Source organism: Gordonia sp. (in: high G+C Gram-positive bacteria) (assembly GCF_047600565.1).
Lineage (GTDB): Bacteria > Actinomycetota > Actinomycetes > Mycobacteriales > Mycobacteriaceae > Gordonia.
In genome coordinates this window covers 2759187-2776089 of sequence record NZ_JASGKN010000001.1, presented here as the reverse complement: position 1 = coordinate 2776089, position 16903 = coordinate 2759187, and the positions used below count along the sequence as shown (strand labels likewise).

At 66.4% G+C, this 16903-nt stretch carries 11 protein-coding genes; 3 read left to right on the top strand and 8 right to left on the bottom strand.

What is annotated here, in order from left to right:
- Position 1 precedes the first annotated feature (1 nt).
- The 3 genes from QM774_RS13525 (at position 2) to QM774_RS13515 (ending at position 2016) form a co-directional block, all read left to right on the top strand.
- A complete protein-coding gene (locus QM774_RS13525) occupies positions 2-322 on the top strand; it encodes a hypothetical protein (protein ID WP_414976368.1) in 321 nt (106 codons plus the stop codon).
- 29 nt (positions 323-351) lie between these two features.
- Entirely contained in the window at positions 352-816 is a 465-nt protein-coding gene (locus QM774_RS13520; protein WP_414976665.1) for a SixA phosphatase family protein, read from the top strand.
- Positions 817-1044: 228 nt separating this feature from the next.
- On the top strand, positions 1045-2016 hold the full coding sequence (locus QM774_RS13515; protein WP_414976367.1) for an alpha/beta hydrolase: 972 nt from the start codon (positions 1045-1047) through the stop codon (positions 2014-2016).
- A 117-nt stretch (positions 2017-2133) separates the two neighbouring features.
- Here the strand turns inward: QM774_RS13515 and QM774_RS13510 are convergent, their stop codons facing one another.
- From QM774_RS13510 to QM774_RS13475, 8 genes are all read right to left on the bottom strand, one after another.
- Positions 2134-2430: a DUF503 domain-containing protein gene (locus tag QM774_RS13510; protein WP_414976366.1), complete on the bottom strand. Its 297-nt coding sequence runs from the start codon at positions 2428-2430 to the stop codon at positions 2134-2136.
- A gap of 188 nt (positions 2431-2618) precedes the next feature.
- Positions 2619-6575, bottom strand: coding sequence for a DNA-directed RNA polymerase subunit beta' (locus tag QM774_RS13505; RefSeq protein WP_414976365.1), 3957 nt, complete (start codon positions 6573-6575; stop codon positions 2619-2621).
- Positions 6576-6618: 43 nt separating this feature from the next.
- Positions 6619-10134, bottom strand: a complete 3516-nt coding sequence (locus QM774_RS13500) for a DNA-directed RNA polymerase subunit beta (RefSeq protein ID WP_414976364.1) — start codon at positions 10132-10134, stop codon at positions 6619-6621.
- A 371-nt stretch (positions 10135-10505) separates the two neighbouring features.
- Positions 10506-11558 (bottom strand): hypothetical protein, encoded by a 1053-nt coding sequence (locus QM774_RS13495; RefSeq protein WP_414976363.1) that lies wholly within the window; start codon positions 11556-11558, stop codon positions 10506-10508.
- Complete coding sequence (locus tag QM774_RS13490) at positions 11558-12859, bottom strand: ABZJ_00895 family protein (RefSeq protein ID WP_414976362.1); 1302 nt, start codon at positions 12857-12859, stop codon at positions 11558-11560. Before QM774_RS13490 ends, QM774_RS13495 begins: the two co-directional genes overlap by 1 nt.
- Positions 12860-13002: 143 nt before the next feature.
- Complete coding sequence (locus tag QM774_RS13485) at positions 13003-14244, bottom strand: MCE family protein (protein WP_414976361.1); 1242 nt, start codon at positions 14242-14244, stop codon at positions 13003-13005.
- Positions 14237-15649 carry an MCE family protein gene (locus QM774_RS13480; protein ID WP_414976360.1) on the bottom strand — a complete coding sequence of 471 codons (1413 nt, stop codon included), beginning with the start codon at positions 15647-15649 and terminating at the stop codon, positions 14237-14239. The genes QM774_RS13485 and QM774_RS13480 overlap by 8 nt, the downstream gene beginning before the upstream one ends.
- The gene (locus QM774_RS13475; RefSeq protein WP_414976359.1) at positions 15649-16902 is read right to left on the bottom strand and encodes an MCE family protein; all 1254 of its coding nucleotides are present in this window, start codon (positions 16900-16902) and stop codon (positions 15649-15651) included. The genes QM774_RS13480 and QM774_RS13475 overlap by 1 nt, the downstream gene beginning before the upstream one ends.
- Position 16903 lies beyond the last annotated feature (1 nt).

Genomic DNA, 16903 nt, shown 5'->3' with positions numbered 1-16903 from the left:
CGTGCGTGTCGGCTCGGGTTTGTCGGGGCACGGTTCTACCGTTGGAACATGGAGTACCGAAACGAACTCGAGCGCCTCACGACGTTGTCGTCGCGCCAGATCGAATGCGGCTTGTGCCGGTGAGAACATCTCCGCCCTGATCACCCACTGCTACGACGAGTACCTCGATCTGCGGGAGCGGGCCGAGGACACTCGGGACGCCGACGAGTTGCGCGCGTTCTATCTGCAGGAGGCGTCCGCGTGGCGGGATACGGCCCGGGTCCTGCGCGCCATGAACACCGATCAGAAGGCCCGCGCGGTCGGCGAGTCCGGGGCCGCGTGAGCAAGCCCGCTCCCCGGACCCTGGTGCTGATGCGGCACGGCAAGTCCGGTTATCCCGACGGCATCCTCGATTTCGATCGTCCTCTCGCCAAGCGGGGCCGTCACGAGGCGAATCTGGCCGGCGAGTGGATGGCCGACGACGGCCTCACGATCGACGCGGTGATCTGTTCGACCGCCGAGCGCACTCGTCAGACGCTGCAGCGCACCGGAATCGATGCCGCCACGGTCTACACCGACGAGATCTACGAGAACACGCCGGACGCGATCCTCGAGGCGATCCGCTCGTATGCCCCCGACGACGCCAAGACGGTGCTGGTCGTCGGCCACTTCCCCGGCCTACCGGGAACCGCGCTGCTTCTCGACGATGCGGCCGCGATCTCCGATTTCCCGACGTCCGCCTACGCGGTCCTGTCGATCGGCTGCCCGTGGGACCGCCTCGGACTGGACGTCGATCCGCAGGCGCGGCTCACCGCTCTTCGGGTCCCCCGCGACTGAGCGTCGCGCCGAAGTCGAACGTCTGCTCAGCACCCAGCCCGCTTCACGCGGCAGGATTGCACCGCCGGTCTGGACGAACAATGCCCCGACCGCGAAGCCCCCCGGTATCCGTCACGGTGCCGCCGTCCGTCCGGGAGACGCCGTACCCCCCGCCCCGTAGGCACGGGCAACACGCAGTGGACTCCCAGATTGGGTTCTTCGAGCCCAGCCCTTAGGCTCGGAGTCGTTATGCAACGACGCACACGGTTCAGCCTGACCACCCTTCTCCTCGCGATCGCCGCTACGGTGGCAGCCCCGCTGGCGGCGCCGTCCGCACCGGCTCAGGCGGCCGTGGTCGGCGTCCGCGAGCTCAACGCTCGTACGACGCTGCTGTCGGTGTATTCGCCCGCCATGCACCGCGTGGTCCGCAGTCACGTACTCCACCCGCCCGGGAAGCCCGGCGGGCTGCCGTCGTTCTATCTGATGGGTGGCGCCGGCGGCGCCGAGGACGGCATCTCCTGGTACAACTTCGGCGGCGTCAAGAAGTTCTTCGCCAACAAGCGCGTCAACGTGGTTCTGCCGATCGGCGGACGGTTCTCGATGATGACCGACTGGCAGAACAACGACCCGATGCTCGGCCGCAACAAGTGGCAGACGTTCTTCACCCGCGAGCTCCCCGACGCGGTGAATCAGGCGTTCGGAACCAACGGTTCGGCCGCTCTGGGCGGGGTCTCGATGTCCGCCGGCCCCGCCCTCGATCTGGTCGAGCACGCACCCAGCCGCTTCCGCGCCGTCGCCGCCTACAGTGGCTGCCCCGGCACCACCGACGCCCTCGGCCTCACCGCCAACATCGCCATCCCGATCCGCGGTGGCGGCAACCCCGGCAACATGTGGGGCGCCCCGGTCGGACCCAAGTGGTACCAGCACGACCCGGTCATCAACGCCGGCAAGCTCCGCGGCAAGACCATCTGGCTGTCCGCCGGATCGGGCCTCCCGGGCCCCATCGACGGCGGCCCGCTCGAGGTGGCCGGCGGACTGTTCGGCGGCAACGTCATGGAAGCCTGGTCGCTGGCCTGCACCAACAACATGTCGAATCGTCTCAACCAGCTGGGCATCCCGCACACCATGCACCGCCGCCCCGACGGCGCGCACACGTGGGGCCTGTTCGCCGCCGACATGCGCGCCTCCTGGCCGAAGATCGCTCGCGCAATCGGCGCCTGAGGCTTCGACACGGGGCGGCGGCGGCGGCGCTCCGCGACGGCGGCGACCCGGCTCAACCAACGGGTTCCAAAGGCACCGCGACCCAGCTCAACCAACGGGTTTCGACCCCGCTGACCGTCAGAGGTCCTCCGACGAAACATATCGGGTGCGGGCCGACAGAAGCTGAACCTCGGGCCGCGACGCGGCATGACGCTCCACAGACTCGACGATCTCCACCACGTGCTGACGATCGGCACTCACGACGGCCACACCGACGCCGGCCCTCCGATGAAGATCCCGGTGATCGGTTTCGGCCACCGACACATCGAACTTGCGGCGGATCTCCGCAACCAGCGGCCTCACCACCGACCGCTTCTCCTTCAACGAATGCACGTCGCCCAACAGGAAATCGAATTCAACGGTTCCAATCCACATATGCGGACGAGGTTACGCCGCCACCCGAGGCCGGCGCGCTTCGACGGCGTTCCCAGAGCATGAAGAAGGCCCCCGATCCGCGAAGATCGGGGGCCTCCTTTCGACAGGCTCAAGGAGCGTACGACAGGCTCAAGGAGCGTGCGACAAGCTCAAGGAGCGTTGCGACAGGCTCAAGGAGCGTGCGACTCCTAGCGGTAGTCGTTGCCGTAGTCGAAATCGTCCAGCGGAACGGCGGCACCGCTCGGGGCACCGAAGGTGCCGTCCGGGCTGTAGTAGGTGTCGTCGTACGTCGGGAGAGCGTACGCGGCGGCGCGCGCCTCCTCGGTCGGCTGAACCTGGATGTTGCGGTAACGGTTGATCCCGGTACCGGCCGGGATCAACTTACCGATGATCACGTTCTCCTTCAGGCCCACCAGCTTGTCGCTGCGGCTGTTGATGGCCGCGTCGGTCAGGACACGCGTGGTCTCCTGGAACGACGCCGCCGACAGCCACGAGTCGGTGGCCAGCGAAGCCTTGGTGATACCCATGAGCACCGGACGACCCGACGCCGGCTCGCCGCCCTCGGCGACCACAGCGCGGTTGGCCGCCTCGAACTCGGCGCGCTCGGTGAGCGAACCGGGCAGGAACTCGGTGGCACCGGAGTCGATGATCGTCACGCGACGCAGCATCTGACGGACGATCGTCTCGATGTGCTTGTCGTGGATCGACACACCCTGGCGGCGGTACACCTCCTGGACCTCGTTGACGAGGTGGATCTGCACCTGACGCGGGCCCATCACGCGGAGCACCTCGTGGGGATCCGCCGGACCCTCCATGAGCTGCTCGCCGACCTCGACGTGGTCACCGTCGGCCAGCAGACGCTCCGAGCCGTCGGCAGCCTTGAAGACGCGCAGACGCTGACGCTTGGACAGCTTGTCGTACACGACCTCCTCGGAACCGTCGTCCGGGATGATGGTGATCTTGTAGAAGCGGTCACCCTCCTCCAGGCGGATACGGCCCGACACCTCGGCGATCGGAGCCTTGCCCTTCGGCACACGGGCCTCGAACAGCTCGGTGACACGCGGCAGACCACCGGTGATGTCGTCACCGACGCCACCCTGGTGGAAGGTACGCATGGTCAGCTGGGTACCCGGCTCACCGATCGACTGGGCGGCGATGATGCCCACGGCCTCGCCGATGTCGACCAGCTTGCCGGTCGCCATCGAACGGCCGTAGCACTTGGCGCAGACGCCGGTGCCGGTCGCACAGGTCAGGACCGAACGGACCTTCACCTGGGTGACGCCCGCGTTCAGCAGTGCCTCGATCGCCGGGTCGCCCAGATCCTGGCCGCGCTCGACGATCACGTTGCCCTTCTCGTCGACCGCGTCGGCGGCCAGCGTGCGGGCGTACGCCGAGGTCTCGACGTGTGCGTCGCGGATCAGCTTGCCGTCGGCACCCTTCTCCGCGATCGGCACGGTGATACCGCGCTCGGTGCCACAGTCCTCTTCGCGCACGATGACGTCCTGCGACACGTCCACCAGACGACGGGTCAGGTAACCCGAGTCGGCGGTACGCAGCGCGGTGTCGGCCAGACCCTTACGGGCGCCGTGCGTGTTGATGAAGTACTCGGCGACGGTCAGGCCCTCACGGAACGAGGACTTGATCGGACGCGGGATGAACTCGCCCTTCGGGTTGGTCACCAGACCCTTCATGCCCGACAGGTTGCGGACCTGGGTCATGTTGCCCGTCGCACCCGACTTCGGGATCATCGTGATCGGGTTGTCGTCCGGGTAGTAGTCCTCCAGAGCCTCACCGACCTTCTCGGTGGCCTCCTTCCAGATCTCCACCAGGGCGTCGTGACGCTCATCCTTGGTCAGGCCACCGCGCTGGTACTTGCGCTCCTGCTCGTCGGCCTTCTTCTCGTACTCGTCGAGGATCTGAGCCTTGGCCGGCGGAACCAGAACGTCCGACATGGCGACCGTGACACCCGAACGGGTGGCCCAGTAGAAGCCCACGTCCTTCAGCTTGTCGACGGTCTGCGCGACCACGATCATCGGGTACCGCTCGGCGAGGTCGTTGATGATGACGGCCTGACGCTTCTTCGGCATCTGATCGTTGACGAACGGGTAGTCCTTCGGCAGCAGCTCGTTGAAGAGCACACGGCCCAGAGTGGTCTCGGCCTCCCACGCCTGACCCTTCTTCCAGGCACCGTCGAACTCGGCGTCCTCGATGTCGGCCGGCGGACGCAGGTCGGTCAGGCGCACCTTGATCGGGGCCTGCACGGACAGCGCACCGCGGTCGACGGCCATGATGGCCTCGGCCGGGCTCGAGTACACGCCGGTCTCCGGCTTGTCCTTGGCGGCCGGGGCGTAGGCGCCGACGGCGTCCTTCTTCTCGGTCGTCAGGTAGTACAGGCCGGTCACCATGTCCAGACGCGGCATGGCGAGCGGACGGCCCGACGCCGGCGACAGGATGTTGTTCGACGACAGCATCAGGATGCGCGCCTCGGCCTGAGCCTCGGCGGACAGCGGCAGGTGAACCGCCATCTGGTCACCGTCGAAGTCGGCGTTGAAGGCCTCACACACCAGCGGGTGCAGCTGAATGGCCTTACCCTCCACCAGCTGCGGCTCGAAGGCCTGAATGCCCAGACGGTGCAGCGTCGGCGCACGGTTCAGCAGAACCGGGTGCTCGGCGATGACCTCTTCGAGGACGTCCCACACGGCGGGGCGCTGACGCTCCACCATGCGCTTGGCCGACTTGATGTTCTGTGCCTGGTTCAGGTCGACCAGACGCTTCATCACGAACGGCTTGAACAGCTCGAGAGCCATCAGCTTCGGCAGACCACACTGGTGCAGCTTCAGCTGCGGGCCGACCACGATGACCGAACGGCCCGAGTAGTCGACGCGCTTACCCAGCAGGTTCTGGCGGAAGCGGCCCTGCTTGCCCTTCAGCAGATCGGACAGCGACTTCAGCGGACGGTTGCCCGGGCCGTTGACCGGACGGCCACGACGGCCGTTGTCGAACAGCGCGTCCACCGACTCCTGAAGCATGCGCTTCTCGTTGTTGACGATGATCTCCGGCGCACCGAGGTCGATCAGTCGCTTCAAACGGTTGTTGCGGTTGATGACGCGGCGGTACAGGTCGTTCAGGTCCGAGGTGGCGAAACGGCCACCGTCGAGCTGAACCATCGGACGCAGCTCCGGCGGGATCACCGGCACGGCGTCGAGCACCATGGCGCGCGGCGAGTTGCCGGACTGCTGGAACGCCGCCACGACCTTCAGTCGCTTCAGCGCACGCAGCTTCTTCTGGCCCTTGCCGGTACGGATGGTCTCGCGCAGGATCTCGGCCTCGGCGTCGATGTCGAAGTCCTCGAGCAGACGCTTGATGGCCTCGGCACCCATGGCACCGGTGAAGTACTCGCCGAAACGGTCCTCCAGCTCGCGGTACAGCTTCTCGTCGACGATCAGCTCGCCCGGGGCCAGCTTGGTGAACTTGTCCCAGATCTCGTCGAGCGCCTCGACCTCGCGGTTGGCGTGATCGCGCATGCGCTTCAGCTCACGCTCGGCCGCGTCGCGGACCTTGCGCTTGGCGTCGGCCTTGGCGCCCTCGGCCTCCAGCTCGGCCAGATCGGACTCGAGCTTGGCCTGGCGCTCGGCCAGGGCGGCCTCGAGGTCGTCGAGGATCGCCTTGCGCTCCACACCGATCTCGGCCTCGCGGGTCGACAGCTCCGCGTGACGCAGCTCGTCGTCCACCGAGGTGATGACGTAGGCGGCGAAGTAGATGATCTTCTCGAGATCCTTCGGCGCCAGATCCAGCAGGTAGCCCAGCCGGCTCGGCACACCCTTGAAGTACCAGATGTGCGTGACCGGGGCGGCCAGCTCGATGTGGCCCATGCGCTCACGGCGCACCTTGGCCTTGGTCACCTCGACGCCGCAGCGCTCACAGATGATGCCCTTGAAGCGCACGCGCTTGTACTTGCCGCAGTAGCACTCCCAGTCGCGAGTCGGTCCGAAGATCTTCTCGCAGAACAGGCCGTCCTTCTCAGGCTTCAGCGTGCGGTAGTTGATGGTCTCCGGCTTCTTGACCTCGCCGTACGACCACTCGTGGATGTCGTCGGCCGTCGCAAGGCCGATCTTCAGTTCGTCGAAAAAGTTGACGTCGAGCACTTGTTGCCTTTCAGTAGCTCAGTTGTCCAACTAAATGGTCTGGTCAGTTAGCGAGGTCGTCGACCGTGGCCGACTCGTTGCGCGAGAGGTTGATACCCAGGTTCGCCGCGGCGCGCTCCAGGTCCTCGTCGTCGGTGTCGTTCATCGCGATGGCCGCACCGTCCGAAGACAGCACCTCCACGTTCAGACACAGCGACTGGAGCTCCTTGAGGAGCACCTTGAAGGACTCGGGGATACCCGGCTCGGGGATGTTCTCGCCCTTGACGATCGCTTCGTAGACCTTCACGCGGCCCACCACGTCGTCCGACTTGATGGTCAGGAGCTCCTGCAGCGTGTACGCCGCGCCGTAGGCCTGCATGGCCCAGCACTCCATCTCACCGAATCGCTGGCCACCGAACTGCGCCTTACCGCCCAGCGGCTGCTGGGTGATCATCGAGTACGGGCCGGTCGAACGGGCGTGGATCTTGTCGTCGACCAGGTGGTGCAGCTTGATGATGTACATGTAGCCGACAGCCACCGGGTACGGGAACGGCTCGCCGGAGCGACCGTCGAACAGGGTGGCCTTGCCGTCGCTGTTCACCATCACGTCGCCGTCGCGGTTCGGCAGGGTCGAACCCAGCAGACCCGCGAGCTCCTCGTCCTTGGCGCCGTCGAACACCGGGGTGGCGGTGTTCGTGTTCGGCTCCACCGAGTACAGCTCCTCCGGCAGGCGCTCGGCCCAGTCCGGAACGCCCGCGGCCACGTCGATGTTCCAGCCGGCCTTGGCGACCCAACCCAGGTGGGTCTCCAGGATCTGGCCGATGTTCATACGACGCGGAACACCGTGGGTGTTCAGGATGATGTCGACAGGCGTGCCGTCGGGCAGGAACGGCATGTCCTCCTGCGGGAGGATCTTGCCGATGACGCCCTTGTTGCCGTGGCGGCCGGCCAGCTTGTCGCCGTCCTGGATCTTGCGCTTCTGAGCGACGTAGACGCGGACGAGCTCGTTGACGCCCGGCGCCAGATCGTCGTCGTCGTCACGCGAGAACACGCGGACGCCGATCACCTTGCCGGTCTCGCCGTGCGGCACCTTGAGCGAGGTGTCGCGGACCTCGCGCGCCTTCTCACCGAAGATCGCACGGAGCAGACGCTCCTCCGGGGTCAGCTCGGTCTCACCCTTCGGGGTGACCTTGCCGACCAGGATGTCGCCGTCGCGGACCTCGGCACCGATACGCACGATGCCGCGCTCGTCGAGATCGGCGAGCACCTCGTCGGAGACGTTCGGGATGTCCCGGGTGATCTCCTCGGCACCGAGCTTGGTGTCGCGGGCGTCGATCTCGTACTCCTCGATGTGGATCGAGGTGAGGGTGTCCTCCTCCACGAGCCGCTGGCTCAGGATGATCGCGTCCTCGTAGTTGTGGCCCTCCCACGGCATGATCGCGACGAGCAGGTTCTTGCCCAGCGCCATCTCACCCTGATCGGTGCAGGGGCCGTCGGCCAGAACCTGGCCGGCCTCCACACGCTGGCCCTCGTCCACGATCGGGACCTGGTTGGCGCAGGTGCCGTGGTTCGAGCGCTCGAACTTGCGCAGCCGGTAGCTGTCGCGGGTGCCGTCGTCGGCCATCACGGTGATGTAGTCGGCCGAGACCTCCTCGACCACACCGGTCTTGGCGGTGACGATGACGTCGCCGGCATCCACCGCGGCGCGCAGCTCCATACCGGTGCCGACCAGCGGCGACTCGGACTGGACCAGCGGCACGGCCTGACGCTGCATGTTGGCACCCATCAGGGCGCGGTTGGCGTCGTCGTGCTCGAGGAACGGGATCATGGCCGTCGCGACCGACACCATCTGGCGCGGGCTGACGTCCAGGTACTCGACCTGCGAAGCGTCGACGTACTCGACCTCGGCGCCCTTCACACGCACGAGCACGCGCTCGTCGGTGATCTTGCCGGAGGCGTCGTAGCCGGTGTTCGCCTGACCGATGAGGTAACGATCCTCTTCGTCGGCGGTCATGTACTCGATCTCGTCGGTCACCTTGCCGTCGACGATCTTGCGGTACGGGGTCTCGATGAAGCCGAACGGGTTGACCCGCGCGTACACCGAGAGCGAACCGATCAGACCGATGTTCGGACCCTCAGGGGTCTCGATCGGGCACATGCGGCCGTAGTGCGACGGGTGGACGTCGCGGACCTCGAGGCCGGCGCGCTCACGCGACAGACCGCCCGGGCCCAGCGCCGACAGGCGACGCTTGTGGGTCAGACCCGACAGCGGGTTGTTCTGATCCATGAACTGCGACAGCTGGCTGGTGCCGAAGAACTCCTTGATCGCCGCCACGACGGGACGGATGTTGATCAGGGTCTGCGGGGTGATCGCCTCGGCGTCCTGGGTGGTCATCCGCTCACGGACGACGCGCTCCATGCGCGAGAGGCCCAGACGGATCTGGTTCTGGATCAGCTCGCCGACGGTACGCAGGCGACGGTTGCCGAAGTGGTCGATGTCGTCGACCTCGACGGGCACCTCGACGCCGCCGGGGCCGGTCATCATCGGGGCGGCCGCCGCCGACGGATCGGCGTCGTGCAGACGCACCAGGTACTCGACCGTGGTGACGATGTCCTCGCGGGTCAGCACCGACTCGCCGTTCATCGGGTTGTCGGTCAGACCCAGCTTCTTGTTGATCTTGTAGCGACCGACGCGCGCCAGGTCGTAGCGCTTCTCCTTGAAGAACAGGTTCTCCAGCAGGCTCTCCGCGGACTCCTTGGTCGGCGGCTCGCCCGGACGCAGCTTGCGGTAGACCTCGAGCAGCGCCTCGTCCTGGTTGGTGGTGTGGTCCTTCTCCAGGGTCGACATCATGATCTCGGAGAAACCGAAGCGGTCCGCGATCTCCTCGCGGGTCATGCCGAGCGCCTGCAGCAACACGGTGACCGGCTGGCGGCGCTTGCGGTCGATGCGGACGCCGACGGTGTCGCGCTTGTCGATGTCGAACTCGAGCCATGCGCCACGGCTCGGGATCACCTTGACCGCGTGCAGGGTCTTCTCGGTGGCCTTGTCGATCGACGCATCGAAGTAGACGCCCGGGCTGCGGACGAGCTGCGAGACGACGACACGCTCGGTGCCGTTGATGATGAAGCTGCCCTTGTCGGTCATCATCGGGAACTCGCCCATGAAGACCGTCTGCGACTTGATCTCGCCGGTGTTGTTGTTGATGAACTCGGCGGTCACGAAGAGCGGCGCCGAGTAGGTCATGTCCTTGTCCTTGCACTCGTCGATGGAGGCCTTGACCTCATCGAAGTGCGGATCGGAGAAGGAGAGGGACATCGAGGACGAGAAGTCCTCGATGGGCGACAGCTCGGTGAGGACGTCTTCCAGTCCTCCGACGGGATTCTCCTCGCCACGGGCGATCGCCTTGGCACGCCACTCGGGAGATCCGATGAGCCACTCGAAGGAGTCGAGCTGCAGATCGAGCAGTCCCGGCACCTCCAGGGGCTCACTGATCTTGGCGAACGAGACGCGGCGCGGTGCTCCCGGAATGGTTCCGCTGCCGGTCGAGGTGGTTGAGGTGGACTGGCGATCGACTGCCAAGATGCGTCCTTCTCTCGCGATGTGTTCAGTGGTCGGCTCGGGGCCGGTGGCCGGTGGGCCGCTGCGTGGTCAGGCATCCTGACGAACTGCGGTTTCCCACGGCCGAACACGAGAGTGTCGGACAGGAACACAGACAGTGGACGAGGAGCAGCCAGCGCAACGTCCAACTGTAACAGAAAAAGGGCATGCTATGCCAACCCCGTCAAATCGGCGGAGTCGTCACGCCGCGGGGCCCGAGTCCCTCGCGCTGGCCAGCGGGTCGGTTCTCGTTCGTGAACAGACTGTACCGCCGGAGCCGCCACGTCAAGCGAAACGCGCAGAAATTGTGGAAAAACTGCCGTTCACCAGGACCGATCAGCCCAGATTCAACCCTATTCGGTGTCGTTGACCTGAGCGATCAGCCACTGACCGCCCTTCTTCTGGAACTCGTACTGGACCCGCGGAGTGTTGCTGTCGGCGGGCATCCCGTTCTGCTCGACGCTGACGATCAGCTGCGCGATGACGGTCGCCTTGTCGCCGTTGATCGACACGATTCCCACCTGGTCGGCCTGGCACTCGGTGGTGGCCTTGGTCTGTTCGGTGATCTTGCGGGTGGTGGTGTTGACGTACTCGTCGAACTGCTTCTGCGCCTGGCCCGTCATCTGGGCGCGGCCCTTCTTCAGGTCGGCGTCGATGCTCTTGTAGTTGAGCCGGAACGGTGCACACACCCGATCGGTCGCCTGGGTCATCAGCTGCGCGGTGACTCGGGAGTTCTCGAACGCCTCGTTGTCGTCGGTGCTGGCGCCCGGGTGGATCGCGAAGAAGGTGGCGAGGCCGGCCACCACGAGGGCGGCGACGGCGGCCAGGACGGCCAGCGAGGTGAGCGCCGACGATTCGCGCTGCGCCTCGGTCGGCTCGGCGGCCACCGGCTCGGCGGTCGTCTCGGCAGCGTCGCCGGCGTCGGCAGCCGTGTCGGCAGCGGCCGTCTCGACGACATCCTTCGCGGTGTCGTCGGCGGTGGCCGGGACGTCGGATCCCTTGCGGCGCTTACCGAATCGCTTCGCCTTAGCGGTGGCGCCCTCGGCGGCGGCAGCGACCGCCGCACCGGCGGCCACCGTGCCCGCCTTGGCCTGTCCGGCCAGCTTCTCGGCCTCGTCGACCGCCTTCAATGCAAGGCCTTCGGCCTCGGCGTCGGCGGGCACCGGCTCGAATCCGGTATCCGTCGCCGCGACATCATCGTCGGCCGGCACCGCGGTCTCGGCGGGTTCGCCGGCGGTACCGCCGGTCAGCTCGTCCAGGGAGACGGTCTCGGTGCGGATGACCATGGTCGGCACCTCGGACGGCGTGTGCCGCACGGTGACGTCGTCACTGATCTGTTCGACCTCGGGCGCCTCGGGAGTGACGTTCTCCTCCGGCAGTTCGGGGGTCTGCTGCTCGTCGCTCATCAGTTCCCGCCCTCCTGCTGCTGGTCCTGGTCGTCGCCGGTGTCAGCGCTGCCGGTGTCACCGCCTTGGCCGGACTGGTCCTGCGAACCGGTCTGGTCCTGGGAATCGGACGTGCCGCCGCTGCCGGACTGACTGCTGGTCCCGGACTTCTCTTCGCTCTCGGCGTCATCGACGTACGGGACACCCGACAGCGGAACCACCTTGGAGGCCTTCCGGTTCGGGCCGTCCTGCACGACGACGATCAGGAAGTTCATCGGCACCGTGGTGGCCTGGCCACCCTTCGCCGGGGTGCTGGTGGACGTGGCGAACACCAGCACGGTCGCGCTGTTGTTCTTGACATCCATGTCGGTCACCGCGGAACGGCGGATCTTGGTGCTGATCTGGTCGTTCTGGATGCGGCCGGCCTTCGCCTGCTTCCGCAGGTCTCCGATACCGCCGTCGAGGGCCTGCTTCAGCGCGTCGCCGGTCAGCGACGAACGCAGGCGCTTCTCCCAGTCGTCGAGGTTGTCGACCTGCACGTTGCCGATGTTCAGGACGGCCTGCTCGGCTGCGTCCACCGACTGGTCGCGAATCGAGGCGGCCTTGCCGCCGCCGAGTCCGGTGTACGCCTGCACGCCCTGCGCGCCGAAGCCGATCAGCGCGGCGACCGCGGTCAGCAGCGCCAGGGCCGCAGCCCAGAAGAGCCAGCGGGAGCCGCGGCCGGCCTCGAGGTAACGGACGGCGCGGTCCGGCCACAGGTTGTAGCCGATCCACACCAGCACGGTCAGCACCGCGAGTGCGATCAGACCGGCGACGATACCGACGATGATGGCGGTGACCAGCGAATAGCTGAGAGTGAACGGCGGATCGTTGAGCAGCCACAGAACCACGTAGGTGACCGCCGCGACGACGACGGAGATCAGCACCGACCACACGATCAGGCGCCGCTTCTCCCCGCCCTCGGGGGCGCGGCGGTAGTCCCGGACGAACGAGCCGGCGGCGAACGCGGCCGCGAAGACCGGCACCACCACGAGCGCGAGGGTGACCGGGAAGTGCACGAAGTATTCGACGACGCCCAGGATCGCGGCCAGGACCACGAGTGTCACGGCGAACTGCCCGATGTACTTCCACAGGCTGCGACCGGTGCGGACAGCCGACGCCTTCGCGGCCTTCTTCGCTTCCTTGGCGGCCTCCTTGGCCTCCTTGGCGGCCTTCTTGGCTTCCGCGGCGGCGTCGACGGGCGTCGCCTCAGCGGCAGCGGTGTCGACGGTCGCGTCGGACCCGACGGTCACGTCGGAGTCGGGGGCTTGCTCGTCACTCATCGGGCGTCACTGTATCCATTCACGGCCGCGTCACTCACACGGCCTGCACGTTTCTCCAAACTGAACCACACCAACCTGTGAGTGCCCTGTACTCCGATCGGCGGACCCGGAGAGCGTGAAGCTCACCGGATCCGCCGAAGGGGTCAGCGCGGGTTGACTCCCAGAATCCACGACAGCTGCGTCGCGATCGGGTTCAGGTTCAGCTTGTCCGGATCCTTCTTCGGCACGTCGTCCCACGGCTGGGCGATCTCCGGGTTGGCCAAGGCCGCACGGTTCGCGCTACGGACACCGGTCGGGTTGCCGACGGCGACGTCACAGTGCGCATTCGTGTTGAACGCGAAGTCGTCGTAGTTGATGTCGAAGTTCGGGTTGGCCTTCTTCGCCTGCGCGATGATGTCCTTGGTGCCTTCGTAGCCCTTGGTACATGCCGGCGGGTTGTTGGTCTCCAGCACGATGCCGAAGTGGATCTGGCCGTCACCGGGCGCCGGGCTGTGCGAGCCGGCGGACAGCGCCGACAGCATGGCGAACAGGGCGCCGGTCGAATAGGTGGCCGGCTCGACGGCGTGCATGGTCTCACCGAGCTGATGGACCAGCTTGGTGGTGTCGTCGCCGTTCTTGGTCAGGAAGTCCGAAAGCTCGGTGGCCGTCTTCGGTCCATCGGTCAGGATCCGCTGCACCGCCGGATCGGAGGCCGCCAGCTGGGCGGTCACCTGATCGAGGCCCTTCGACCACGCCAGGATCTGATCGGACTGATCCTTCTGCGTCTGCAGCACCACGTCGGCGTTCTGGATCAGACTGACCGTCTCACCGAGGTTGTCGTGCCCGGACTGGGCCAGCTTGGTCAGCGAATCCAGCAGACGCGACATGTCGTCACCCTTGCCGTCGAACGCCAGACCCAGCTCATGCACCACGGTCGAGAGATCGTCCACCGGCACCGACTTGGTCAGGTCGATGGTGTCGCTCATGACGTCCTGCAGCTTCGGCGGCAGGTCGTACTGGTTGATGCGGTCGCCGTTCTTCAAGTACGGGCCGCCCGCGGCCTCCGGCTGCAGATCCACGAACTGCTCACCGATCGCCGACCGGTTGCTGACCACGGCCTTCACGTTCTCGGGCACCTTGGGCGCCGACGAGTTCAGGTTCAGGGTGACGTCCACACCCTTGTCGGTCAGCTTCATGTCGCCGACACGGCCGACCGGTACGCCACGGTAGGTGACTTCGGCGTTACTGAAGATGCCGCCGCCGTCCTGCATCGGCACGACCACCTTGTACTGGCCGATACCGAGCATCTTGTCCAGCCGCGCATAGTTGGCGCCGACGTAGACGATGGCCAGCGCACCGATGATCGCGAAGACGATCAGCTGGATCTTGACGAGCCGGCTAACCATTGCCGCCCCCCATCATCGCGATGGTGCCGTCCAGGAACGACTCGCCCGACTGTGCCGCCGGCATCTGCGACGACGCCGGATTCGCGCCCGGCTTCGTCTTCTTCTTGGCGGCGGCCGCCTTGCGCTTCTTGGCCGCGTCGCTCTGCGCGTTCACCGGATTCCGGTTGCCGAAGTCGTACTGCTTCGTCAGATCCGGGGTCAGCGGGTACTTGCCGCCCGACGGCGGAGTGTTGGGACCCGGCTTCCAGTTGGCGCCCGGCGGCAGCAGCGTGATCGACGGCCAGCCCCAGCGCGGGCCGTTGCCGTTGATGTACGGGTTGTGCGGATCCACCTTCGGCGGGTTGACCGTCGGCGGCTGGTACACCGGCTCGCCCTGGCCCACACCCAGCGCCTCCAGCTGGTTCAGCAGCCGCAGGTCCAGGGTCATGAACAGGTTGGTCGAGTCGCCGCGGACCGCGGGAAGCAGATCGTCCGGGAACGGGTGGGTCAGCATGAGCGGGGTCGCGGTGATCGCGTCGTCCGCCGACTTGGCGAGCTCCGTCAGGATCGGTCGCAGCGCCTTGAGATCGTTGACGATCTGGGTGTGCGACTGGCCGAGGATGTCGGTACCGACCTGACCCAGCTTGTCCAGCTTGGTCAGCAGTTCCACGAACTGCGGACGCTGCTCGTTGAGCACCTGCACACCGGCCGGCAGCTCGTTGAGGATCCGCTCGATCTGCTCGGTCTGGGCGTTCGCACGCTCGGAGAGCGTGTTGACGCCGTCGATCGCCTGCAGGATGTTGTCCCGCTGCTGGTTCAGACCGTCGATCAGCGTGTTCGCGTTCTTCAGCAGGCTGCGGGTGGTGGCACCGCCGTCGGCGCCGACCGACTCGTTCAACGACTCGATGATCGGCTGCAGCTGGTTGATGCCGCCGCCGTTCAGCAGCAGCGACAGGGCGCCGAGCAACTGCTCGATGTCGGTGGTCGTGCGCGTGCGGGCGGTATCGATCACCTGATCCGGGTTCTGGCGCGGCGCACCCTTCGAGCCGTCCGGCTCGGACAGCGCCACGAACTTCTCACCCAGCAGGTTGGTCTGCTGCACCGCGGCCTGCGCCTCATCGGACAGGTCGACGTTGTTCTTGACCTTGATGTGGACGATGGCGTTCCACTGGTCCTGCGGCACCTCGATCTTGGTGACGCGGCCGACCGGGGTGCCGTCCATCTTCACCACCGACTGCGGAACCAGGTCCAGGATGTCGGAGAAGGCGATCTTGTATTCACGCGGATGCGAGCCGACGTCCACACCACCGGGCAGCGGCACCTGCTGCAGGTTGACCCCACAGCCCGAGGCACCCGCCACCACGACGGTGGACAGTGCGACCGCGGCACCGATACGGCGCACGCGCGAATCTCCGGCGAACTTCATCAGTTGCCTCCCGGGAGTCGCGGATCCGGATTGCCGGGGACGGCACCCGGAGTCGGCATCTTCTGGAGCTTGTTGTTGCTCATGATGCCGAACGGCAGGATCGGCAGCATGGGCTCGAGGACGCCCTGGGTGATCTGGTCGCCCACCGCCTGGCAGTTGTCCACCAGCGGACGCATGGTGTTGCTGAACTGCTTGGCGAGCGGGTTGCCCGGCAGGATCGCACCCAGGTCGAGCAGCTTGCACTGCGCGCCGATCAGATCCTGCATCTGCGGGATCTGCAGGCGCATGGCCACCGTGCCCGACTCCGCGTCGTACGCGTTGATCAGGTTGCTGACCGCCAGCGGCAGCGTGGTGAAGACCTCGAGCAGGTGATCCTTGTTGTCCAGCAGCGCCTGACCGGTCGGCTGCAGGTCGCGGATCGCGTCGCCCAGCTTCTGGTTGTTGTCGTGCAGGAAGGTCGCGACGTCACCGAGCGCGTACGACAGCGAATCGAGGGCCGCACCGAGCTGGTCCTTCTCCCCCGCCAGATAGGTGGTGAAGTCGGCCATCTGCTGGTTGAAGCCGCGGACCTGCGCGTCGTGCTCCTTGAGAGCGCCGACGAACACGTTGAGGTTGTCGACGGTGTCGGCGATGTTGCCCCGCGAGTTCGACAGCGTGTTCGCCGCGTCCGACAGGTTGGTGATCGCCTCACCGAGCTTGGAGCCGTTGCCGTCGAGGTTGTCGGCGGCCACCTTCACGGCGTCGCTCAGGGCGCCGTTCTTGTTGGCGCCCTTCGGGCCGAGAGACTTCGACAGCTTCTGCAGGTTGCCGTAGATCTGGTCGATCTCCACCGGCACGTTAGTGCGCTCGCGCGGAATGTCGACCTTGCCGCTCACGGTCGGACCCTGGCCGTTGTAGGCCGGGGTCAGCTGGATGAAGCGGTCCGCCACCAGCGACGGGATCATCTGCACCGCACCGACGTCGGCCGGCAGCTTCACGCCGTGATCGACGCGCATCTCGACGTCGACGTTCTGGCCGTTCGGCTTCACCTTGGTGACCTTGCCGACGTTCACGCCGAGGATCTTGACGTTGCTGCCCTTGTAGACACCGACGGCGCTCGGGAACGTGGCGTTCACCTTGGTCGCGGTGATCAGGTTGAACGCCCACGAACCGACGGCCCACAGCAGGAGCGCGACGATGGCGGCGAGCACCATCCACAGCAGGTTCTTCTTGGAGAAGAACCTGCTGTCCTTGGTCTGATCCGGAGTAGTCATC